General features: G+C 68.9%; 22 protein-coding genes, 1 tRNA gene and 1 riboswitch. Of the genes, 8 read left to right on the top strand and 15 right to left on the bottom strand.

Annotated features, from left to right (window positions below; translation table 11 throughout):
- Positions 1–73: 73 nt before the first annotated feature.
- From orn to E3T23_RS01190, 4 genes are all read left to right on the top strand, one after another.
- Positions 74–694, top strand: a complete 621-nt coding sequence (gene orn, locus E3T23_RS01205) for an oligoribonuclease (protein ID WP_134368596.1) — start codon at positions 74–76, stop codon at positions 692–694.
- Between the two features lie 42 nt (positions 695–736).
- Positions 737–812: transfer RNA gene (locus tag E3T23_RS01200), tRNA-His, on the top strand.
- A gap of 101 nt (positions 813–913) precedes the next feature.
- Positions 914–1264 (top strand): metallopeptidase family protein, encoded by a 351-nt coding sequence (locus tag E3T23_RS01195; protein ID WP_134368595.1) that lies wholly within the window; start codon positions 914–916, stop codon positions 1262–1264.
- A 23-nt stretch (positions 1265–1287) separates the two neighbouring features.
- Positions 1288–2589, top strand: coding sequence for a D-alanyl-D-alanine carboxypeptidase family protein (locus E3T23_RS01190; RefSeq protein ID WP_134368594.1), 1302 nt, complete (start codon positions 1288–1290; stop codon positions 2587–2589).
- Positions 2590–2650: 61 nt separating this feature from the next.
- Here the strand turns inward: E3T23_RS01190 and E3T23_RS01185 are convergent, their stop codons facing one another.
- The 5 genes from E3T23_RS01185 to E3T23_RS01165 are packed head-to-tail and all read right to left on the bottom strand — an operon-like array spanning position 2651 to position 6524.
- Positions 2651–2911 carry a hypothetical protein gene (locus E3T23_RS01185; RefSeq protein WP_134368593.1) on the bottom strand — a complete coding sequence of 87 codons (261 nt, stop codon included), beginning with the start codon at positions 2909–2911 and terminating at the stop codon, positions 2651–2653.
- Between the two features lie 4 nt (positions 2912–2915).
- Positions 2916–3581: a nucleoside/nucleotide kinase family protein gene (locus tag E3T23_RS01180; RefSeq protein ID WP_241977493.1), complete on the bottom strand. Its 666-nt coding sequence runs from the start codon at positions 3579–3581 to the stop codon at positions 2916–2918.
- Complete coding sequence (locus E3T23_RS01175; protein WP_134368591.1) at positions 3568–4350, bottom strand: energy-coupling factor transporter transmembrane component T family protein; 783 nt, start codon at positions 4348–4350, stop codon at positions 3568–3570. Before E3T23_RS01175 ends, E3T23_RS01180 begins: the two co-directional genes overlap by 14 nt.
- Positions 4347–5882 (bottom strand): ABC transporter ATP-binding protein, encoded by a 1536-nt coding sequence (locus E3T23_RS01170; protein ID WP_134368590.1) that lies wholly within the window; start codon positions 5880–5882, stop codon positions 4347–4349. The genes E3T23_RS01175 and E3T23_RS01170 overlap by 4 nt, the downstream gene beginning before the upstream one ends.
- 9 nt (positions 5883–5891) lie before the next feature.
- Complete coding sequence (locus E3T23_RS01165) at positions 5892–6524, bottom strand: ECF transporter S component (RefSeq protein WP_134368589.1); 633 nt, start codon at positions 6522–6524, stop codon at positions 5892–5894.
- 37 nt (positions 6525–6561) lie between these two features.
- A riboswitch (TPP riboswitch) is annotated at positions 6562–6671 on the bottom strand.
- Positions 6672–6743: 72 nt separating this feature from the next.
- Between E3T23_RS01165 and E3T23_RS15065 the strand changes: the two genes are divergently transcribed.
- The gene (locus E3T23_RS15065; protein ID WP_166806152.1) at positions 6744–6908 is read left to right on the top strand and encodes a hypothetical protein; all 165 of its coding nucleotides are present in this window, start codon (positions 6744–6746) and stop codon (positions 6906–6908) included.
- A 105-nt stretch (positions 6909–7013) separates the two neighbouring features.
- A complete protein-coding gene (gene nhaA / locus E3T23_RS01160) occupies positions 7014–8387 on the top strand; it encodes a Na+/H+ antiporter NhaA (RefSeq protein ID WP_134368588.1) in 1374 nt (457 codons plus the stop codon).
- A gap of 77 nt (positions 8388–8464) precedes the next feature.
- On the opposite strand, the gene E3T23_RS01155 is transcribed toward nhaA, so the two are convergent.
- Both E3T23_RS01155 and E3T23_RS01150 read right to left on the bottom strand, forming a co-directional pair.
- A complete protein-coding gene (locus E3T23_RS01155) occupies positions 8465–8797 on the bottom strand; it encodes a hypothetical protein (RefSeq protein ID WP_134368587.1) in 333 nt (110 codons plus the stop codon).
- 9 nt (positions 8798–8806) lie between these two features.
- A complete protein-coding gene (locus tag E3T23_RS01150; RefSeq protein WP_134368586.1) occupies positions 8807–10096 on the bottom strand; it encodes a DNA polymerase IV in 1290 nt (429 codons plus the stop codon).
- 226 nt (positions 10097–10322) lie between these two features.
- On the opposite strand from E3T23_RS01150, the gene E3T23_RS01145 reads away from it, so the two are divergent.
- On the top strand, positions 10323–10886 hold the full coding sequence (locus tag E3T23_RS01145; RefSeq protein ID WP_134368585.1) for a TIGR03086 family metal-binding protein: 564 nt from the start codon (positions 10323–10325) through the stop codon (positions 10884–10886).
- A 30-nt stretch (positions 10887–10916) separates the two neighbouring features.
- Here E3T23_RS01145 and E3T23_RS01140 read toward each other — a convergent pair whose 3' ends face one another.
- The 4 genes from E3T23_RS01140 to E3T23_RS01125 form a co-directional block, all read right to left on the bottom strand.
- Entirely contained in the window at positions 10917–11717 is an 801-nt protein-coding gene (locus E3T23_RS01140) for an ABC transporter permease (RefSeq protein WP_134368584.1), read from the bottom strand.
- 9 nt (positions 11718–11726) lie between these two features.
- Positions 11727–12650, bottom strand: a complete 924-nt coding sequence (locus tag E3T23_RS01135; protein ID WP_134368583.1) for an ABC transporter permease — start codon at positions 12648–12650, stop codon at positions 11727–11729.
- A 36-nt stretch (positions 12651–12686) separates the two neighbouring features.
- Positions 12687–13838, bottom strand: coding sequence for an ABC transporter substrate-binding protein (locus tag E3T23_RS01130; protein ID WP_241977491.1), 1152 nt, complete (start codon positions 13836–13838; stop codon positions 12687–12689).
- A gap of 71 nt (positions 13839–13909) precedes the next feature.
- The gene (locus E3T23_RS01125) at positions 13910–15028 is read right to left on the bottom strand and encodes an ABC transporter ATP-binding protein (RefSeq protein WP_241977489.1); all 1119 of its coding nucleotides are present in this window, start codon (positions 15026–15028) and stop codon (positions 13910–13912) included.
- Positions 15029–15343: 315 nt separating this feature from the next.
- Between E3T23_RS01125 and E3T23_RS01120 the strand changes: the two genes are divergently transcribed.
- Positions 15344–16684, top strand: coding sequence for an HNH endonuclease (locus E3T23_RS01120; RefSeq protein WP_166806151.1), 1341 nt, complete (start codon positions 15344–15346; stop codon positions 16682–16684).
- A gap of 62 nt (positions 16685–16746) precedes the next feature.
- Here E3T23_RS01120 and E3T23_RS01115 read toward each other — a convergent pair whose 3' ends face one another.
- Genes E3T23_RS01115 through gatA form a run of 4 tightly spaced genes read right to left on the bottom strand, consistent with a single transcriptional unit; the run spans position 16747 to position 21213 of the window.
- Complete coding sequence (locus tag E3T23_RS01115) at positions 16747–17850, bottom strand: VIT1/CCC1 transporter family protein (protein WP_134368579.1); 1104 nt, start codon at positions 17848–17850, stop codon at positions 16747–16749.
- 5 nt (positions 17851–17855) lie between these two features.
- A complete protein-coding gene (locus E3T23_RS01110; RefSeq protein ID WP_134368578.1) occupies positions 17856–18170 on the bottom strand; it encodes a hypothetical protein in 315 nt (104 codons plus the stop codon).
- Positions 18170–19675 carry an Asp-tRNA(Asn)/Glu-tRNA(Gln) amidotransferase subunit GatB gene (gene gatB / locus E3T23_RS01105; protein WP_134368577.1) on the bottom strand — a complete coding sequence of 502 codons (1506 nt, stop codon included), beginning with the start codon at positions 19673–19675 and terminating at the stop codon, positions 18170–18172. The genes E3T23_RS01110 and gatB overlap by 1 nt, the downstream gene beginning before the upstream one ends.
- The gene (gene gatA / locus E3T23_RS01100) at positions 19675–21213 is read right to left on the bottom strand and encodes an Asp-tRNA(Asn)/Glu-tRNA(Gln) amidotransferase subunit GatA (protein WP_134368576.1); all 1539 of its coding nucleotides are present in this window, start codon (positions 21211–21213) and stop codon (positions 19675–19677) included. Before gatA ends, gatB begins: the two co-directional genes overlap by 1 nt.
- Position 21214 lies beyond the last annotated feature (1 nt).

The raw sequence follows: 21214 nt of genomic DNA, 5'->3' as shown, positions 1-21214 counted from the left end.
AGCGCCGGAACGGCCGCGCGGCTGCCCCACCTGCACACTGGGGCCGGTCGACGGCCGCCGTTAGACTCGGCACATGACAAAAAGTAGTGACCGGTTGGTATGGATTGATTGCGAAATGACCGGTTTGGACATTGATTCCGACGAGTTGGTGGAGATCGCGGTGGTGATCACCGATTATGAACTCAACATCATCGACCCGGGACTAGACCTCATCATCAAGCCGAATCCGGCGTCGCTGGCGAACATGAACGACTTCGTGCGCAACATGCACGAGACCAGCGGGCTGATCAACGAGATCCCGAACGGCATCAGCGCCGCCGAAGCTGAGACCCTGGTTCTCGAATACGTGCTGAAGTTCATCCCGGCCGATCAGAAGGCTCCGCTGGCCGGCAATTCGATCGGCACCGACCGGGCCTTCCTGACGAAGTACATGCCCCGCCTCGACGACCAGCTGCACTACCGCAACGTCGACGTGTCCTCGATCAAGGAACTGGCCCGCCGCTGGTACCCACGGGTGTATTTCAACGCCCCCGCGAAAGACGGCGGACACCGCGCCCTGGCCGACATCCTCGAATCCATCCGCGAACTGGCGTATTACCGCCAAACCGTGTTCGTGGCCGACCCGGGGCCGTCCAGCGAACAGGCGAAGATCAGCGCGGCCGAGGCCGTGAATACTTTCGCTCCAAACATGTAATACACTTATCGAGTTGCCTTTTCTTAGGAAAAGCAACGCTTGGTGGGTATAGCTCAGCTGGTAGAGCATCCGGTTGTGGTCCGGAAGGCCGCGGGTTCAAGCCCCGTTACTCACCCCAAGAAAAACACGCAGTACGCCTTAGATGAACGCCCACCCGGAGCCTCGGCTCCCGGTGGGCGTTTGTTTTTTTCGCTGACGCCGCTGTGAGAAGCTGAACGGATGCCGCACCTGACTCACGAGGAATTCGAGCGTCTCGTCGTCGACGAGCTCGATCTTCTGCCCGACGACATGGTCGACGGCCTGGACAACGTGATCTTCGTGGTCGAGGACCGGCCCGACGACGGCACGATGGACACCCTGGGGCTCTACGACGGCGTCGCCCTGACCGAGCGCGGGCAGTACGGTTTCGGCGAGATGCCCGACCGGATCGTGCTCTACCGGGAACCGCTGCTGGAGCTCTGCGCGGATCTCGACGAGTTGCGCGACCAGGTGCACATCACCCTGGTGCACGAAATCGCCCATTTCTACGGCATCGACGACGACAGGCTGCACGAACTCGGCTGGGGATGACGAACCACCATTAGCCTTGCGTCATGAGTAGTTTCCGGCCTGTCCGACTGATCAGTGCCACGGTCGGCGCCCTCGTCATCCTGTCCGTCGGCGTCTACGGCCCGGCCACCCTGCTGGGGCCGTTGCCCGAAGCAACCGCCACCCTGGTCACACCGCCCGCCGGCGAGGCCGTTCCGTTCCCACCGGTGCTGCCCGCCACCGGCGGCAGCGCCGTGATCGGTCTGGCCACGGTCGCCGCCGATCCGGCCGCTCCGGAGACGACGACACCGGATGCCGCCGCCCTCGCCACCACTCTGCCCCTGGCGGTGGCCGGCTCTGCCGAACCGCTGCCGATGGCCGCCGCGACGAAGATCGTGACCGCCCTGGTCGTGCTCGATGCGAAGCCGCTGGCCCTCGGCGAAACGGGGCCTCAGGTTCCGATCACGGCCGCCGACTACCAGGACTACCTCGACTACTACAGCACCGACAACCGCACCGTCATCGTCTTCCCCGGCGAACTGTGGACCGAGACCGAGCTGCTCCAGGCGATGATCCTCGGCTCCAGCAACAACCACGCCGACACGCTCGCCCGCTGGGCCTTCGGATCCCTCGACGCCTACACCGCCGCGGCCAACGCCTGGCTCGCCGAGCAGGGACTTGCCGGCACGCACGTCGCCGATGCCACCGGCCTCAGCGACGACAGCGTGGGAACGGCCTCCGACCTCGCCCGGCTGGCCGGCCTGGCCGCCGCCGACCCGGTGATCGGCGCCATCCTCTCCCAGCCGGCCTCCGCCCTGGTGGGCCAGCGCGGCGTGGACAACACCACGGCGTTCCTGCCCGAGGCGGGCGTCACCGGCATCACCCGCAGCTACACGGAGGGCGCCGGCGTCTGCTTCCTCTTCACCGCCCAGGTGCAGGGCCCGGACTCCGTGTACACCTTCGCCGGCGCCCTGATCGGCGAACCCGACTACGACACCCTCGCCATCGACGTCACCGCCCTGATGGAGAGCGCCCGGGCCGGGGTGCGCGAGCTGCCCACCCTCGCCCAGGGCGACGCGTACGTGGAGTTCAGCACTCCGTGGGGCGCCGAGGCATCCGGAACCGTGCGCACGGCCACGACCACGTATGGCTGGCAGGCGCAGGCGCCGGGCGACGCCGAGGTGACCGTGGACCCGCTGTCGACCGGACGCGCGGGCAAGACCGTCGGCCGGGTCACGGTGGACGCCGGGGGCGCCCCGGTGACGTCGACGTTGGTCCTCGACCGCACGATCAGCCCGCCGGGCCTCGGCTGGCGGCTGCTGAACCCCGTACCGATGATCTCGGCGCTGATCGCCGCGAACCGCTAGCCGCGACCAGCCGCCGGCGGCTACCGGCGTGCTGCTGGCGGCTACCGGCGACTACCGGCGACTACTGAGCCTCGCCGGTCGGCAGGTACGGGTCGCTCTCGCCGGCGTCGAAGCGGTAGCGCACGTGCAGGCGGCCCTGCACATCGCGCGTGTCCACCTCGTCGTACCAGAACAGCGTTTCGACACCTTCGACGGCGGCCATCATGCTGACGCGGGGTTCGTGTTTGCCGTGTATCAGCACCCGGGCGTCGACCTGCCCCGCGAGGGGGCCGTCGACGAATTCCGCGGTGTAAAGGACGCTTTCTGTGCTTTTATCAGCCATGACTTCAACTTAGCCCCGCAATCGGGCTTCCGGCAGACGCGCCGGGCCCGATTCCGGGGGGCGTGTCGGGGCGACGGATGCCCGGGGTCCCGGCCAGCCGGATCGTCGCCTGCCGCTCGGGCTGCTCCCGATCCCGATATGCGTCCCAGTCCGCTTCCCACTGGTCCCAGTGCGAACGGAACGTTTCGCCGTCCCGGTCGAGCGCCCGCTGCTTGCGGACGACGTCATCGGCGGCCAGCCAGACCCTGATGTCGCTGAGCGGTGCGTGGGCGGCCGCGAGGGTGCCGCAGCCCTCCACGATCAGCGGGCGTGCCGGGTCGACGAGGTGCCATTCCGCCGGCTCGCCCCGATCCCAGTCGTAGCGTTGCCAGGTGCCGGGTCGGCCGAGTTTCCTCGGGATGAGCACCCCTCCCGTCAGGTGGGCGATGGCGGCGTCCAGCCCCTGCCAGCCGGGGTAGATGTCGTCCAGGCGCACCAGGGTGGGGCGCACGGGTCTCGGCCAGGCGGCGACCAGCGCGTCGGCGAGGGTGCTCTTGCCGGCCCCGCTCGGCCCGTCGATCAGAACGACGGGGGCCGCCCCGGCGCGGGCGAGGTCACGGAGCACGGGGGCCAGCAGCATCCGCCGGTCATCGACCGGATCGGAGGACCGGGCCGGATCAGGTGAGCACAAAGTTCCAGCTTCCGGTCGCCACGGAGACACCCACCGAGAGCAGGGCCACGGCCAGACCGAGGCCGACCAGGGCGAACTCGCGCCCCCGGAAGGTGGAGGGACGGGCCCAGGTACGCCGTACCGGGGCGCCGAACCCGCGGGCCTCCATCGCGGTCGCGAGCTTGCTGCCGCGACGGATCGACAGCACGAGCAGGGCGAAGGCCTGGCTGAGCAGCCGGCGCAGGGCGCCGCGGTCCGCGATGCCGCGGGCTCGCCGGGCCAGTTCGAGGGCACGCCAGTCCTCGAGGAACAGGCCGACCAGGCGCAGCCCGGCCAGGCCGCCCAACACGAAGCGGGCCGGCAACCTCACGACCTGGGCGAGGCCGTCGGCGAGGTCGGTGGGGTCGACGGTCACGAAGAGCACCACCGATGGCAGCCCGATGGCGAGGATGCGCAGGGTCGTGGCGATGGCCAGCTCGAGCGATCCCTCGGTCACGTTCACCAGCCCGAAGGACCAGTAGACCTGCCCGGCCGCCTGTCCGTACAGCAGGGTGGTGAGTCCGGCGGTGGGCGCGGCGATCCAGACCGGCAGGGTGCGCAGGGCGAAGGTTTTCAGGGACAGCCCAGCCCAGCAGAAGAGCACGAACTCACAGGCGAGGGCGACGGAGGCGGAGACCCAGTCGATGGTCAGGATGAGCACGCCCGCCAGCAGCAGCGTGGCGGCCAGCTTCGCGACCGGGTTGATCCGGAAGATGGCCTGGGGGCCCCGGGCCGGCGTCAGCACGCTCACCGTGACACCGCCGCCCGTGACGTGACGCCGGGGCCGGCCTGCCCGGTCAGGTGGTATTCGCGATCGCCGAGGGCGGCCACAAAGTCGGTGTCGTGCGAGACGGCGACCACCGCGGTGCCCTCCCGCAGGAGTTCGTCGAGCAGGGCCACGATTTCCCGCCAGGTGCGCAGGTCCTGGCCGAAGGTGGGCTCGTCGAGCACGAGCAGCCGTGGCCGGGTCGCCAGTACGGTGCCCACCGACAACCGGCGCTTCTCGCCGCCGGAGAGGGTGAACGGGTTCGCCTCGGCCAGATGGTCCAGGCGGAGGCGCTGCAGCACCTGGTCGACCCGGGCGGTGATCGCGGGCCCCGGTTGGTTGAGGGCCCGCGGCCCGACGGCGAGTTCGGCCCGCACGGTGGCGGCCACGAACTGGTGTTCCGGGTCCTGGAACACGGTGCCGATGCGGGTGAGCAGCTGGCGGGACTTCCAACGGATCGGTTCCGCGTCGGCCCCGTCGGCAAGCTCCGGGCCCGCGAGAACCGCGCCTCCGGCCGGTTTCAGCAGGCCGGCGAGAGTGAGCGCCAGGGTCGATTTGCCGGCCCCGTTCGGCCCGGTGAGGGCCAGGGCGGTGCCGGCGTGCACCGTCAGGTCGATATCCCTGGCCACGAAATCGGTGCGTGTGCGCGCGATCGCAAGGCCGGGCGTGCGGAGCAGGGGTTCCGAGCCGGGCACCGACGTCGACAGGGACGCCGGGCGGGTCTCACGGCGGGGCACGGTCAGCCCGCTGCCCCGCCCGGGCACCCAGACGCCGGCGGCCGCGAGCCGGTCCCCCTGGAGCGACAGCACGTCGTCGGGGTGGCCGTCGGCGAGCACTCCCCCGGCTGCGTCGAGCACGATCACCCGGTTCACGAGGCTCTGCCAGATCGCCACGCGGTGTTCGATCACGATGAACGTCGCCTCGGAGTGCTCGAGCACGCGGGCGACGGAATCGCGCACGTCCAGCACCCCCGCCGGGTCGAGGTTCGCCGTGGGTTCGTCGAGCAGGAGGAGCCCCGGCCGCATCGCCAACACCCCGGCAAGGGCCAGGCGCTGCTTCTGCCCGCCCGACAGCGCCGACGTCGGATGACTGAGCGGCAGGTCCAGGCCGACCATGTCCAGGGCGTCGTGCACCCGGCGCCAGATCTCCTCACGCGGCACCCCGAGATTCTCGCAGCCGAAGGCGACGTCGTCGCCCACCCGCGCCAGGATCACCTGGGAGTCCGGGTCCTGCAGCAGCAGCCCGGCCTGGCCGCGCGCAGCGGTCGGTTCGGCGCCGTTCACGAGCAGCTGACCGCGCTGCTCACCCTCCTCGTCGCCGCCGAGAACTCCGGCGAGGGCGTGCAGCAGGGTGGACTTGCCGGCCCCGGAGGCGCCGAGCAGCAGCACGCGCTCGCCCGGCTCGATTCGCAGGTCGAGACCGTCGACGGCCCAGCCCCGCCGCCCGGCATGCCGCCAGCCCCAGCCACGGGCGACGACGGACGCGCCCGAGACGGATGCCGCTGCTGCCGGTGTCATCGCCCGTCCCTAAACCCGGGCGCGGTTCGATCGCCCCGCGGCGAAGCGAGACAGCGCACCGGTGCGGGCGAGACCGCGCATGGCCAACCAGGACAGCAGCCCGGCCACCAGAACGCCGGAGACGATCGAGGAGGCGGTGTAGATGGCGATGAACGGAGCGGCCGACCCGGGGTACCAGAGCACCAGGTCATTGACCGCGAGGGCCAGGCCGGCTCCCGCGCCGGCGAGCAGGGCCACGACGACGCGGTAGTTGGCGTAGAAGAACAGCGCGAAGACCAGCTCGGCGCCGAGACCCTGCACCAGGCCGGACACCAGGATGGTGGCTCCCCAGGCGGTGCCGCCCACCAGGGTCGACACGACCGCCGCGAGCAGCTCGGTGTAGAGGGCCGCACCGGGTTTGCGGATGATGAGGCCGCCGAGCACGCCGGCGAACAGCCATCCGCCGCCCAGCAGGGCCTGCAGGCCCGGCAGCAGCGGAGTGAGCAGGCCGCTGAGCGGGTTGTAGGCCTGGTTCCAGACGACGAAGATGAGTCCGCTGGCCACGCCGATGACGCTGGCGATGACGATATCGACGACCCGCCAGCGGAAATTCCGCGGCTTTCGGTTCGTGGCGGAGGTGAGAAGAGTGGTTGTTGCGTGCACTGGTCGTGCCCTTTCCGTAGCTGGTTCCAGGGCACGGGAACGAGAAAAGCTGCCTCCCTGCGCTGGCATGATCCAGATCAGGTTCGACGGTCGAAGCTTCAGAAGCTTCCTCTCAGCCCGGTTGACCGGACTCCCGTGTTCGGACTCAGTATAGTCCGCGGCCTAGACTCGCGGGATGGAGTCCACGTCTCGCCGCCGCATCGCCGACGGGATCGAATGATGTTCACCGTTCCCCTGATCCTCGCCGCGCTGCTGCTCCTGCTGCTGCGTCACTTCGTTCTGCGGCGGCGACGGATGCGACGTGGACTGCCCGTGCGCGGCCCTTGGCACATCCCCCAGGGCTGGCGCGACCTTCCGGGGCGGTGGTGGCGCGGACGGCGCTGACGGCGCTGAGCCCCCGAACGCGGTACGCTGGAAGTGGTGAGTCGGGAAGTCTGGTCGACAGTATTGTTCGTGCGCCACAAAACCCCGATTGCCTGAGGCTCGTCTATGACGAAACCATCACCCCTGCCTGCCACCCCGAAACTGAATGTCTTCAACCGGAGCAGCTACCCCGAGTACCTGCACGTCTCGACGATCCTGCGCAAGGAGACCGTGGGTGGTGCGCTCCTGCTGGTGGCGACGGTGCTGGCGCTGATCCTGGCCAACACTGGGGCGTCCGATTTCTACTATTCCGTGCGGAACTTCCAGATCGGCTACGAGCCGTGGCACCTCAACCTGAGCCTCGGCGCGTGGGCCGCTGACGGGCTCCTGGCGATCTTCTTCTTCATCGCCGGACTCGAGCTCAAACGCGAGTTCGTCGCCGGTGACCTGCGCACGTTCAGCCGTGCGGTCGTCCCGGTTGCCGCGGCCATCGGCGGCGTCATTGTTCCGGCCTTGATCTTCACCGCGATCGCGTTCAGCTCGGGGCCGGAGATGCTGCGCGGCTGGGCCATCCCCACCGCCACCGACATCGCCTTCGCCGTGGCCGTGCTCGCCGTGATCGGCTCCAAACTGCCCAGCGCACTGCGCATCTTCCTGCTGACCCTGGCCGTGGTCGACGACCTGCTCGCCATCGCCATCATCGCTTTCTTCTACTCCGGAGACCTCCAGCCTGTCCTGCTGCTGCTCGCCATCGTGCCGTTGGGGCTCTTCGCCTTTCTGGCGCATAAGTACTCCTACCTGTTCGGCACCACCAAGTGGGCCGCGGGCGCCGTTCTGCTGCCGCTCGGCCTGGTCACCTGGGCACTCGTGCACGGCTCCGGCATCCACGCCACCGTCGCCGGAGTGCTGCTCGGCTTCGCTGTGCCCGTGCTGCGCAGCCGCCGAGGCGGCGGACCCGACGCCGGCCCGGGCCTCGCCCAGAACCTGGAGCACCGCATCCGCCCGCTGTCGGCCGGCTTCGCCGTGCCGGTGTTCGCGTTCTTCTCCGCCGGCGTCACGCTCGGCGGCGTGGAGGGTCTGACCACGGCCCTCACCGACCCGGTCGCGATCGGAATCGTCGTCGCCCTGGTGGTCGGCAAGCCGGTCGGCATCATGCTGGCCACCTGGCTGGTCACCAAGACCACCCGGGGCGCCCTCGACCCGGATCTCGCCTGGGTGGACGTGCTCGGTGTGGCCATGCTCGCCGGTGTCGGCTTCACGGTGTCGCTGCTGATCAGCGAACTGGCCTTCGGACAGGGCAGCCCGCACGACGATCACGCCAAGGTGGCCATCCTGACCGGTTCGCTGCTGGCCGCGCTGCTGGCGAGCGTCGTGCTGCGCAGCCGCAACCGGCACTACGGCCGCATCGCCGAGAAGGAGGCGCTCGACGCCGACAACGACGGCATCCCCGATGTATTCCAGGCCGACCCTGCACGAAGCGAACGGCCCTGCGGGCACTGACCGCCCCGGAGCGCAGCCAGCCGCCCAGCCGACGTGGCCGGGCGGCTGGGCTACTGGACGGCTGGTGGTCTTCGCGACTAGCGCTTGAGGGCGCGGATGATGCGGGAGATGGCCTTGCCGGCCACCCACAGGAACGGGATGCCGACCGAGAGCAACGAGATGACGTTGGGCTCGAAGCGCACCGTCGTTCCCGACTTGACGTAGGCGCCGATCGGCAGGGATGCCCCGCCGCCTCCGCCGCCGGACCCGGTGCCGGTGGCGGCGGAATCGCCCTCACCGCCGCCGAAACCGTAGTAGACGAGAGCAACGGGAATCAGGGTGACGCCGTCGACCTGGACCGGATCACCGTAGGCCGACCTGACGCCGGCGGTACGAGAGATTTCTGCGAGCTTCTCTGGAAGGCTAGTCATGGTTTCAGGCTACCCCCTGTCTGGTTCGCGATCGCCGAACGGAAGTCGCCCGGGGCGTGGTTGCTCGGGAGTCGCCGTTCGGGGTGTGTCCGGGTCCAGCAGTGAGGCAGGCCGCAGCGTGCCGCGGCCGAACCGTGCGGTCACCGAATCGACGGCCCGTTCGGCGTCGCGCCAGTCGTCGTCGGGGTCCCAGAGGCCCGCGCCGCTGCCGTCTCCGTCGCTGAGCTGCTCGACACGCACGCCGATCAGGCGCACCCGGATGCCGGACGCCGCCAGCACCTCGAAGCTGGCGGCCACCTCCTCATAGATCCGGCGGCCGACACTGGTCGGTTCCGACAGGGTGCGCGAGCGGGTGACGGTGCTGAAGTCGGTGTAGCGCAGCTTGAGCACCACGCAGCGGCCGACGAGGCCGGCGCGCCGCAGCCGGGCAGCCACCGCGTCGGATTGCCGCAGCAGTTCACTGCGCAGCCGGGCGACATCCGTCACGTCGTATTCGAAGGTGACCTCGTGGCCGACGCTCTTCTCCTCGTGTTCCACGGTGACCACCCGCGGGTCCCTCCCCCAGGCCAGCTCGTGCAGTTTGCGGCCGGAAGCATCCCCCACGCACTTCTGCAGCACGGCGAGCGGGGTGCGGGCGAGGTCGCCGATCTGACGCAGGCCCTGCCCGAGCAGCGCCTGCTCGGTCGTGGCGCCGACTCCCCACAGGGCCCCGACGGGCAACGGATGCAGGAACGCGAGGGTGTCGTCGGCGGGGATCACGAGCAGGCCGTCGGGTTTGGCCCGGCCCGACGCCATTTTGGCGACGAACTTCGTACTCGCCGCGCCGACCGAGCAGGTGAGCCCGGTCTCGGCCGCGACCCGCGCCCGGATTTTCGCGCCGATCTCGGCCGGCGACCCGTGCAGGCGGCGTGCCCCCGCCACATCCAGGAACGCCTCGTCGATGCCGAGTTGCTCGACCAGCGGCGTGAACTCCTCGAAAATCCGCATCACCCGGTCGGAATACTCCTTGTACCGGCCCATGTGCGGCTCGAGCACCACCGCCGCCGGGCAGCGCCGCAGGGCGAGCGCCATGGGCATGGCCGAATTGACGCCGTAGCGCCGGGCCACATAGTTCGCCGCCGTGACCACCGAGCGCCCTGACCGGTGCCCCACGATCACCGGGCGGTGCACCAGCTCGGGGTGATCGAGCAGTTCGACCGACGCGAAGAAGGCGTCCAGGTCGATGTGGAGCAGAGTCGCGGTGCTGTCGTCGACGGCGTCGGTCGAAACCGTGCGATCGCTGCCATCCTGCCTGCTCATACGTCCTGCCTGCTCATGTGTCCTGCCTGCTCGTGGTCCTTCAACTCCTGGAGAGACCCTAACCCGGACCGGCGACAGGCCGCGCCGATTCCGCGACAGGAGAATGCGCCCGGTGCCGGGAAGGAATGCACGGTGACGGAATGCACAGTGACGGATGCCGGTTGTAGCGTTGCAGGGGCACCCGCTCCACCGTTCCAGTGTTTCATCGTTCCACCGAAGGAGTCCCATGACGCATGACTGGCTTGCGCTGCAGAAACGGGCCGCGGAAGAGTTCGGCAGCCGCGTCGACCTGATCACCGACTGGGCTGCCACCACACCGGACACGGAGTGGAACGTGACCGACCTGGTGCGCCACGTGGTGCTGGAACAGCAGTGGATCCCGCCACTGCTCAACGGCCTCTCGGTGCTCGACGCCCGACGCTCGCTCGCCCCGCTGGGCCCGGACCTGGCGAAGGAATGGGCCACCCACTCGGCGCTGGCGTCCGCTGCCTGGGCGGCAACCTCGGCCGACGCGCCGGTGACCCTGTCGTATGACACGGTGACGGCATCCGACTATCTGCGCGAGCAGGTCTCCGACGTCACGGTCCACTCCTGGGACCTGGCCCGGGCGACGGCTGCCGACGAGTCCCTTGATCCGGCCCTGATCGAGGCGGTCTGGACGGTGTTCGAGGCCCAGCGGGACACCCTCGAGGCCAGCGGCCTCTTCGCCTCCCCCGTTCCGGCCGACGAGAACGCGCCGTTGCAGACCCGGCTGCTCGCCCTCACCGGCCGGGACCCGAGCCCGCTGTAGCCCGCGGGCTGCGCTGACCGGAATGGGGCCTTACCGGCTCACCTTCTCCGCTCCGGCGATGCGCTGGGCGATGTAGATCGGAACGATCGACACCAGCACCAGCACCACGGCGATGACGTTGACGATCGGCGCCTGGCTCGGACGGAACAGGTTGTCCAGGATCCAGATCGGCAGCGTCTTGACGCCGGCCCCCGCGGTGAAGGTCGTCACGATGATCTCGTCGAAGCTGAGGGCGAAGGCGAGCAGACCGCCCGCGAGCAGCGCCGAGCGCAACTGCGGGAAGGTGACCAGCCGGAACGTGGTCCAGAGCCCCGCGCCGAGGTCGGCCGACGCCTCCTCGTAGCTGGTTCCGAGGCGCCGCAGCCGGGCGATCACGTTGTTGAACACGGTGACGATACAGAACGTGGCGTGGGCGACGATCACGGTCGCGATCGACAGCTGCACCCCGAGAATGGTGCGGAAGGCGTTGTTCAGGGCGATACCGGTGATGATGCCGGGCAGGGCGATCGGCAGGATCACCAGCAGACTCACCGCCTCGCGGCCGAAGAAGGCGAACCGCTGCAGCGCCAGGGAGATCAGGGTGCCGAGCACGAGCGAGACCAGGGTGGCGATGAGGGCGATCTGCACGCTCGTGAGCACCGCCTCGAGGGCCCCCTCGCTCTGGAAGGCCCGGCCCCACCATTCGAGGGTGAGTCCCGGCGGCGGCCAGACGAGGCTGGTGCTCGTGCTGAACGAGTTCACCAGCACGACCATCAGCGGCAGGTAGATCACGAGCAGGATGACGCCGGTGACGGCGCCCAGGATGCCTCGCGCGAGCCTCGACAGACGCATAATGCCCCCTTACAGGTTTTCCAGGGCGCCGGTGCGGCGCACCACGGCCAGGTAGCCGAAGATGATGACGATCGGAATCAGGGCGATCGCCGCGGCGAGCGGCAGGTTGTTGGCCGCGCCGACGTTCGTATAGACGAGGTTGCCGAGCATCTGGTTCGCCCCGCCCACGATATTGACGGTGATGTAGTCGCCAAGCGACAGGGAGAAGCTGAAGATGGACCCGGCGATGATGGCCGGCCAGATCATCGGCAGCACGACCAGGCGCAGGGTGGCCCACGTCTTGCCGCCCAGGTCCCCGGACGCCTCGAGCAACGAGTCCGGAACCCGTTCCAGGCCGGCGTAGACGGGCAGGATCACGTAGGGCAGCCAGAGATAGGCCAGCGTGATGACGGTCGCCGGCAGGCCGTAGCCGGGGGTCTCTCCGCCGAACGGGGCCACCAGCCACTCGAAGATGCCGTTCTGGGAGAGCACCGACCGCCACGCATAGGCCTTGACCAGGTAGCTGGCCCACAGCGGCATCAGCACCGCGATCACCAGGATGCGCTGCCACCGTGGACTGGCCACCTTCGCCATGAAGAACGCGATCGGCAGGGCCACCAGAATGTCGATCAGCGTCACCAGCAATGCCACCCCCACCGTGCGCACCGTCACCGTCTGGTAGAGCGAGCCGGTGACCACGGTGATGATGTTGTCGAGCGTCCACGACCGTGTGATGGTGCCCGTGAAGCTGTCCACCGTCCACAGGGCGGTGATCAGCAGAGCGGCGAGGGCGACGATGTAGATCAGGCCGAGCCAGAGCAGAGGGGCGGACAGCATCAGCGTCAGTCGCAACCGCGGATGCCGGCTCAACGAGATGGAACCGCGTCGGGCGAGCGTGTCGCGATGCGGGGGCACCGGTATCCGTTGCCCCGGTGACGCCGTGTCAACCGTCATGATTCCTCTTTTCCGGCTCGGCCTGAGGGGATGCCGCTAGCCCTTGATCTCCTGCCAGGCGGTCGTCCAGTCGGAGTAGTCGGTGCACTTCACGTCGGTGCGGCCGTCGAGGCAGTCCTCGATCGGAGTCGACCAGTACCAGATCTGCGACGCGTACTCCTCGTCGCCGGCGTGGAAGATCTCGCACTGGTCGGGGTTCACCGTGAAGTCGCAGGCGCCCTGGTTGGATGGGGCCTCACCGAAGTACTCGGTGGCCTGGGCGTTCGCTTCCGGGCTGGCGATGTAGTTCAGCCAGGCGTAGGCGCAGTTCGGGCTTTGCGCCTCGGATGCGACCATCCAGGTGTCGGACCATCCGGTGACGCCCTCCTCGGGCAGCACGACCTCGGCCGGGGTTCCTTCGGCCAGGGAATTGCGGATGACCTGCCAGGTGGTGCCGACGACGGTGTCACCGGTCTCGAAGGCCTGGATCGACTTGAGGTAGTCCGACCAGTATTCGCCGATGTTCTCCCGCTGCGCCTTGAGCAGGTCGACGGCCGCGGCAAGCTGCGTCTCGTCCAGCGAGTACGGGTTCTCGATGCCGAGGTCGGGCTGGTGGGTCATCAGGTACATGGCGGCATCCGCGATATAGATCGGGGAGTCGTAGGCCGTCACCTTGCCCGTGTACTGGGCGGACTCGTCGAAGACGACGTCCCAGGAGGTGGGCGCCGGCGTCACGGCGTCGGTGTTGTACATCAGCAGGTTCGCGCCGTAGCCGTGCGGAATCCCGTAGGCGACGCCGTCGACGCTGTTCCAGTCCTGCATCTTCAGGAAGTCGTAGATGCCCTCGTAGTTGGGGATGAGGTCGGTGTTGACCGGGGCCACGTCTCCGGCCGCGACCAGGCGCAGGGAGGCGTCACCGGAGGCCGCGACCACGTCGTACTCGCCGGTCTTCATCAGGTTGAAGGCCTCGTCGGAGGTGCCGTACGTCTTGCTGGTGACCATGCACCCGGTCTCCTCCTCGAAGGCGCTCACCCAGTCGACGGAGGGGTCGTTGCTGCCGTCTTCGACGTAGCCCGGCCAGGCCAGGATCGAGACCGTGCTCTCGTTCTCGCCGAGTTCCGTGGGCGCTTCGCTGCTGTCCGCGCCCCCGGTTCCCCCGTCGCCCCCGGTGCCGCAAGCGGTCAACAACGCCACGGAGGCGATCGCCAATCCCGTCAGGATTGACGAACGAATACGGGCGCGTCGTGCTGAAAGATGTGTCATTGCATTCTCCATTCCGGTTATCGTGCTGTGTCGGTGGTGAGTTTCGGGGCTGAATCGGTGGCGGTATCGGTCGCTGGGTCGGTGGCTGGGTCGGTGGTGTCGGCGGTCGCCTTCTCGAGCGCGACGATGTCGCTGTCCTGCCAGCCGACGCTCACCCGGGATCCGCGCTCGTCCTCCGTCACCCGGTGCGCGTCGTTCTGCTCGAGCGCGATGATGCGCATGCCCGCGTCGAGGTCGACGATCAGCCGGGAGGTGCTGCCGACGTAGATCACCTCGGCGAGTGTGCCGGGTGCCGTGCGCTGGGTGGACGGCACGGCATCCGCCCGGCCGACCGTGACCTTCTCGGGGCGCAGGGCGTGCATGCCCCCGCGACCGAGCACGGCTCGGGAGAGGGCGTCGGGAAAGATGTTGGAGGTTCCGACGAAGGCGGCCACGAACGGCGACAGAGGTCGGTCGTAGATCTCCGCCGGTGTGCCGAGCTGTTCGATGCGCCCCTCGTTGAAGACCGCGATGCGGTCGCTCAGGGTGAGCGCCTCCTCCTGGTCGTGCGTGACGAAGATGAAGGTGATGCCCAGTTCGCGTTGCAACTCCTTGAGTTCGACCTGCATCTGCTCCCGGAGCTTGAGGTCGAGGGCGCCGAGCGGTTCGTCGAGGAGCAGCACCTTGGGCCGCACGACGGTGGCGCGGGCCAGGGCCACCCGCTGGCGCTGGCCGCCGGAGAGCTGGCCGGGTTTGCGGTCTCCGAAGCCGCCGAGGCGCACGGTCTCGAGGGCCTGCCGGGCCTGTGCATGCCGTTCGCGCCTGGAGACTCCCCGCACGCGCAGCCCGTAGGCCACATTGTCGAGCACGCTCATATGGGGGAAGAGGGCGTAGTCCTGGAACACCGTGTTGACGTCACGGTCGAAGGGGGCGCGGTCGGTGACGTCCTCCCCGAGCAGCGACACCGTGCCGGCCGTGGGCTGCTCGAATCCGGCGATGAGGCGCAGCACGGTGGTCTTGCCGGAACCGGATGGTCCCAGCATCGAGAAGAACTCCCCCTCGGCGATGTCGAGGTCGATGCCGTCGACGGCATTCGCGGCGCCGCCGAAACTCTTCGTCAATCCGGTCAACCGGATCGCGGGGCGGTCAGCACTCACGACGACTCCTTGCTCGGGCAATCCTGGCGGGGCTTGCGGGGCTCCGGGGCTCCGGGGCTCCGCCGAGACATTATGGACCCGTCGGGCGTTTCTCTCGGTTTCGGTCTGGTCTCGGTGGTCGAGCCTGTTGTCGGTGGTCATGCCGCCTTGGCGGTCGAGCCTGTCGAGACCCGGTAGTAACGGATGCCCGTGGGCGGCCCCGGGACAGCTGCGTCTGATCCGCCACAATGCGGGTGTGATCAAGTTATCCACAGGGCGCTGGCAGGTGCCGATCTGGGGCCTCGACTGTCAATGGTCACCCGAAACGTGTGTCTCATGAAGCCCTCCTACAGTGAGCAGCTAGAGAGCCTGGGTCGTCACTTCGATGCGAGCCGGGAGACGCAGGCCGAGTCCCCCCGGGTCGACGCCCGCCTGGCCGAACAGGTCGATCAGGCCCGCCGGTTCGCCGAAACCCTGGCCCGGAATGCGGCCCAGGCAGCCGAAGACAAGGCTCGGGAAGGTCCCCCGGCCTTGTCCGGGATCACGGCCGGGGTGCCTCGTGCCCGGTGGGATGCCGCGACGGTCGCCGAACGGGAGTTCGTCACCGAACTCGCGTGCACCCTGCGGCTGCCCGTGCGCTCGACCGAGACCCTGATCGCCGAAAGCCAGACCCTGATGAACGAGCTGCCCGCCACCCGGGCCGCACTGCAGGACGGGTCGATCACCTACCGGCACGCGCAGGTGATCATGAACCGGGCCTGGTCCCTCCCCGCCAAGGCACTGGCCGGTTTCGAAGAGGCCCTGCTGAAATCCGCCCCGCACCTGACCGTGGCCAACCTCAAGGACAAGGCCCGGATCATGCGGGAACGGCAGCACCCGGAGTCGATCACAGCCCGGCACCAAAAATCGGTGGCCGACCGCAAGGTGATCTTCGAGCCCGAGGCCGACGGGATGGCCTCGCTGCACTGGTTCGACTCGGCGGAGAAGGTGAAGGCCGGGTACGACCGCCTCACCGTGATGGGGATGAGCCTGCAGGGCCCGAACGAGACCCGCACACTCACCCAGCTGCGGGCAGACGTCTTCGAAGACCTCATCCTCGACGGGGTCACCGCCTCCGGAGTGGGCAAGGGAATCCGGGGCTCGGTGCACGTGACCGTTCCGGTGATGACGCTCCTCGGCCACTCCGAGGCACCCGGGCACCTCGAGGGATACGGACCGATCGACCCCGACACCGCACGCGAGATCGCGGCTCGGGCACCCGGCTTCATCCGGATCCTGACCCACCCGGAGACGGGAGCGGTGCTCTCGGTCGGGCGCACCCGCTACAAGGTGCCGAAAGAACTGCGACGGTACCTCCGGGTGCGAGACGAAACCTGCCGGTGGCCGGGCTGCCGCCGTGCGGCGACACAGTGCGACATCGACCACACCCTCGACTGGCAGTTCGACGGGCTGACGGAGCACGACAACCTCGCGCATCTGTGTCCGGCCGACCCCGCACTCAAGTCAGAGACCCGGTGCACCTACGCGCACAACCCGGACGGAACCCTGAAGTGGACATCGCCGACCGGGCGCACGTCCCTCAGTGAGCCGGCCACGATCATCCGCCCGCCGGGGAAGCGGCCGGGATCGAAGCCGACCGTTCGACCGCTGGCCTCGGGCGATCCGGCCCCGTTCTGAGCGGGGTTTCGACAGGCTCAACCACCGGGGCAGCTCAATTACCGGCCGGCTCGGGAGCCGCGTTAGGCGATCGAGGTTCCGAAGAGAAGACCCAGCAGATAGGTGACGCCGGCGGCGCCGAAACCGATGATGAGCTGACGGATGGCGCGGCGCCAGGGCGGCCCGCCCGACAGCAGACCGACGATGGCACCGGTGGCCAGCAGGGCGAGCCCCACGAGCACGGCGGCGATGATCACCGCGGTGATCCCCTCGAAGCCGAACAGATAGGGCAGCACCGGCAGGATCGCCCCGGAAGCGAAGAAACAGAAACTCGACGTGGCCGCGCCGATGCCCGTGCCGATCGCTTCGTGCTCGTCCACCGCCGGAGCCAGGCCGCCGGTCTTCTTGACGCCGACCGGTCCGGTAGCGATGGCCACCGTGCGCAGAATTTCGCGCGCGTGGGTCTCGGCCTTCTCCGGGGACATCCCCTGCGCGCGATAGACCAGGGTCAGTTCGTTCGCGGCCAGATCGAGGTGGGACAGCACGCTCCGGGACGCCGGATTCGGCGTCGACGCCTCGAGCAGCTCACGCTGAGACCGCACCGAGACATATTCACCGGCACCCATCGAGAGCGCTCCGGCAAGGAGCCCGGCGATACCGGTGAACAGGATCGTGGCGGCGGGTACTCCGGTGGCGCCGATGCCCAGCACCAGGGCCAGGTTGCTGACCAGGCCGTCGTTGATCCCGAAGACCGCGGCCCGGAACGTGCCGGCCAACCGGTGCCGGCCGCGAGCGGCAAGCCCGCGCACGACCTCCTCGTGGATGCGCTCATCGGCGGCCATGGTCTCGGTGGCGTCGGCGTCGGCGTCGTACGGTGATCGTGCTTCGGCGCGTTGGGCGAGGGCCAGCACGAACACCGATCCGAACCGGCGGGCCAGGAACCCCAGAAAGCGGGTGCGGACGGCGCCCCGGCGCGGCACTCCGACCTGGTCCCCGAGAAGGTGCCGCCAGTGCGCCTCGTGGCGCCCTTCGGCTTCGGCCAGTGCCAGCAGGATCTCGCGTTCCTCGCCGGAGCGGCGCCGGGCCAGGTCGCGGTACACATTCGCTTCGGCCCGTTCATCGGCGAGGTACCGGCGCCAGCGACGGATCTCCGCCGCTGTCGCCGGGCGGTCCTGCCCCTGTTCCACGAGGTTCACGCCTCCGGGGCAGCTTCGAGTGAGCTCTGCGCCACCCGAGCCGACGCGTGCGGGCCGGAACCGTCGAGACCGTAGAAGGGTTCGTCGAATTCCACGACCCACACGGTTTCCCGTCCGGACACGGGGGCGTACAGGGCCGCGCCCTGGAGTTCACCGGCCGCCACGATCACGCCGCTCGGGTCGTCGGCCATGGCGTCCGGATACCGATCGCGGTCCAAACGCACCACCACCTGCGCCCCCACACCGAGGGCACCCGGCTGCGCGGCCGGGTGCCCGTCGGCGGCGGGCCGGCGCTTGTTCCTCAGGCCCACTACTCGGCCGCTCCGGCACGCTCGAGCACGAGCTCGCGCACGCGGGCCGCATCCGCTTGCCCGCGCATGGCCTTCATGACGGCACCGATCACGGCGCCTGCCGCCTGGACCTTGCCGTCGCGTATCTTCGCCAGAACGTCGGGCTGGGCGGCCAGTGCCTCGTCGATCGCGGCGATGAGGGCGCCGTCGTCGGAAACGACCGCGAGACCACGGGACTCGACAACCTCGAGCGGAGTGCCCTCGCCGGCGATGACGCCCTCGAGCACCTGACGGGCCAGGCGGTCGGTCAGGGTGCCGGCCACGACCAGTTCGATCAGTGCGGCGACCTGCGCCGGCTGCACGAGCGAGTCGGCGGAGACGCCGGAGACGTTCGCGAGGCGGGCGACCTCACCGGTCCACCATTTGCGGGCGGCCTGGGGCGCGGCGCCGGCCGCAATGGTGGCCTCGACGGCGTCGAGGAGGTCGGAGTTGACGACATCCTGGAATTCGAGGTTGGCGAAGCCCCAGTCGGCCTGGAGCCGCTTGCGGCGTGCGGCGGGAGGCTCGGGCAGAGTGGCGCGGAGTTCTTCCACCCATTCCCGCGACGGGGCCACGGGTACCAGGTCCGGCTCCGGGAAGTACCGGTAGTCGTCGGCGTCGGACTTGGGCCGACCGGCCGAGGTGATGCCGGTGTCCTCGTGCCAGTGCCGGGTCTCCTGGGTGATGGTTCCGCCGGCGTGCAGTAGCGCCGCCTGACGCTGGATCTCGTAGCGCACGGCCCGCTCGACCGAACGCAGCGAGTTCACATTCTTGGTCTCGGTTCGCGTTCCGAGCACATTCGAGCCGCGCGGGCGGAGCGACACGTTCGCGTCGCAGCGCACGTTCCCCTCTTCCATCCGGGCGTTGGAGACGCCGAGCGCCTTCACGATCTCGCGGATGGCGGCGACATAGGTGCGGCCGATCTCGGGCGAGTCCGCCTCGCCGCCCTCGATCATCTGGGTGACGATCTCGACCAGCGGCACGCCGCCGCGGTTGTAGTCGACCAGCGAGTAGTCGGCACCCTGGATGCGACCGGTCGCCCCACCAACGTGGGTGAGCTTGCCGGCGTCGTCCTCCATGTGGGCGCGCTCGATGTCGACCGTGACCAGACGTCCGCTTTCTAGTTCGATGGTGAGCTGACCGTCGAACGCGATCGGCTCGTCGTACTGCGAGGTCTGGAAGTTCTTCGCCGTGTCCGGGTAGAAGTAGTTCTTGCGCGCGAACCGCGAGTACTCCGCGATCTCACAGCCGAGGGCGAGCCCCAGACGGATGCTCGACTCAATGGCCTGCGCATTCACCTGCGGCAGCCCGCCGGGAAGACCCAGGCAGGTGGGGCAGGTGTTGGTGTTGGCACCCTGGCCGAATTCGTTCGCGCAGCCGCAGAACATCTTGGTCTTGGTGTTGAGCTCGACGTGCACCTCGAAGCCGAGCACCGGCTCGAACAGCTCCAGGGCCTTGTCGTAGTCCATCAGTTCGGCCTTCTTCATCAGACGGCTCCCTCTGTGATTTCTTTCGGCGCCAGTTCCGGCGCCTGGCTGAGAAGCGTGTGCCCCCAGGATGCTTCGAGCAGCGCCTCGACGGCGGCTCCGAAACTGTAGAGACGGGCATCCATTTTCGCTGGCGCCATGATCTGCAGGCCTACCGGCAGCCCGTCTTCGGGTGCCAGACCCATCGGCAGGCTCATGCCGGGGATGCCGGCCAGGTTGGCCGGGATCGTCGTGACGTCGTTCAGGTACATCGCCATCGGGTCGGCCATCTTCTCGCCGAACTTGAACGCGGTGGTCGGCGCACTCGGCGACACCAGCACGTCGACCTTCGCGAAGGCCGCGTCGAAGTCCCGCTGGATCAGCGTGCGCACCTTCTGCGCGCTGCCGTAGTAGGCGTCGTAGTAGCCGGCGCTGAGGGCGTAGGTGCCGAGGATGATGCGGCGCTTGACCTCGGGACCGAAGCCCGCGTCGCGCGTGGCCGCCATGACCCGTTCGCTGGTCAGCGGGCCGTCTTCCGGGTTGACCCGGATGCCGAAGCGCACCGAGTCGAACCGTGCCAGGTTGCTCGACGCCTCGGCCGGCAGAATCAGGTAGTAGGCCGCGATCGCATACTCGAAGTTGGGGGCGGAGACCTCGACGATCTCGGCGCCCGCGGCGGCGAGCAGCGCCAGGGTTTCGGTGAAGCGCTGTGCGACACCGGCCTGGAATCCGTCGCCACCGAGTTCCTTGACCACACCGACCCGCACTCCCTTGAGTGCTCCGTCCGCGAGACCGGCGCGCGCGGCGGCGGCCATCGACGGCCAGGTGTCCGTGAGCGACGTCGAGTCGAGCGGGTCGTGCCCGCCGATCACGTCGTGCAGCAGGGCGGCGTCGAGCACCGTACGGGTCACCGGACCGACCTGGTCCAGAGAGGATGCGAGAGCGATCGAACCGTAGCGGGACACGCCGCCGTAGGTGGGCTTGACGCCGACCGAACCGGTGACGGCGGCCGGCTGGCGAATCGAGCCGCCGGTGTCGCTGCCGAGTGCCAGCGGGGCTTCGAAGGAGCTGACGGCGGCCGCGGAGCCACCGCCGGAACCACCGGGGATCCGGTCGAAGTCCCAGGGATTGTGCGTCGGGCCGTACGCGGAGAACTCGGTCGACGAGCCCATCGCGAACTCGTCCATGTTGGTCTTGCCGAGGGGAATCAGTCCGGCGTCGCGCACGCGCCGCACCACGGTGGCGTCGTACGGGGGGATCCAGCCCTCCAGAATCCTCGAACCGGCGGTCGACGGCATGTCGATGGTGGCGAGCACATCCTTGATGGCGATGGGCACCCCGGCGAGCGGACCGAGCACCTCACCGGCGGCACGCCGGGCGTCGATGCGGGCGGCTGCGGCCAGCGCGGCATCTCCGGCCACGTGGAGGAACGCGTGCACCCCGGTTTCGATGGCCGCGATCTGGTCCAGGTGGGCCTGGGTCACCTCGACGGAGCTGACGGACCGATCGGCAAGCAGCTCGGAGAGGTCGGCGGCAGAGCGCTTGATCAGGTTGGTCATG

The organism is Cryobacterium cheniae (genome assembly GCF_004403395.1).
GTDB lineage: Bacteria > Actinomycetota > Actinomycetes > Actinomycetales > Microbacteriaceae > Cryobacterium > Cryobacterium cheniae.
This window is presented reverse-complemented; position numbering and strand designations above follow the sequence as displayed.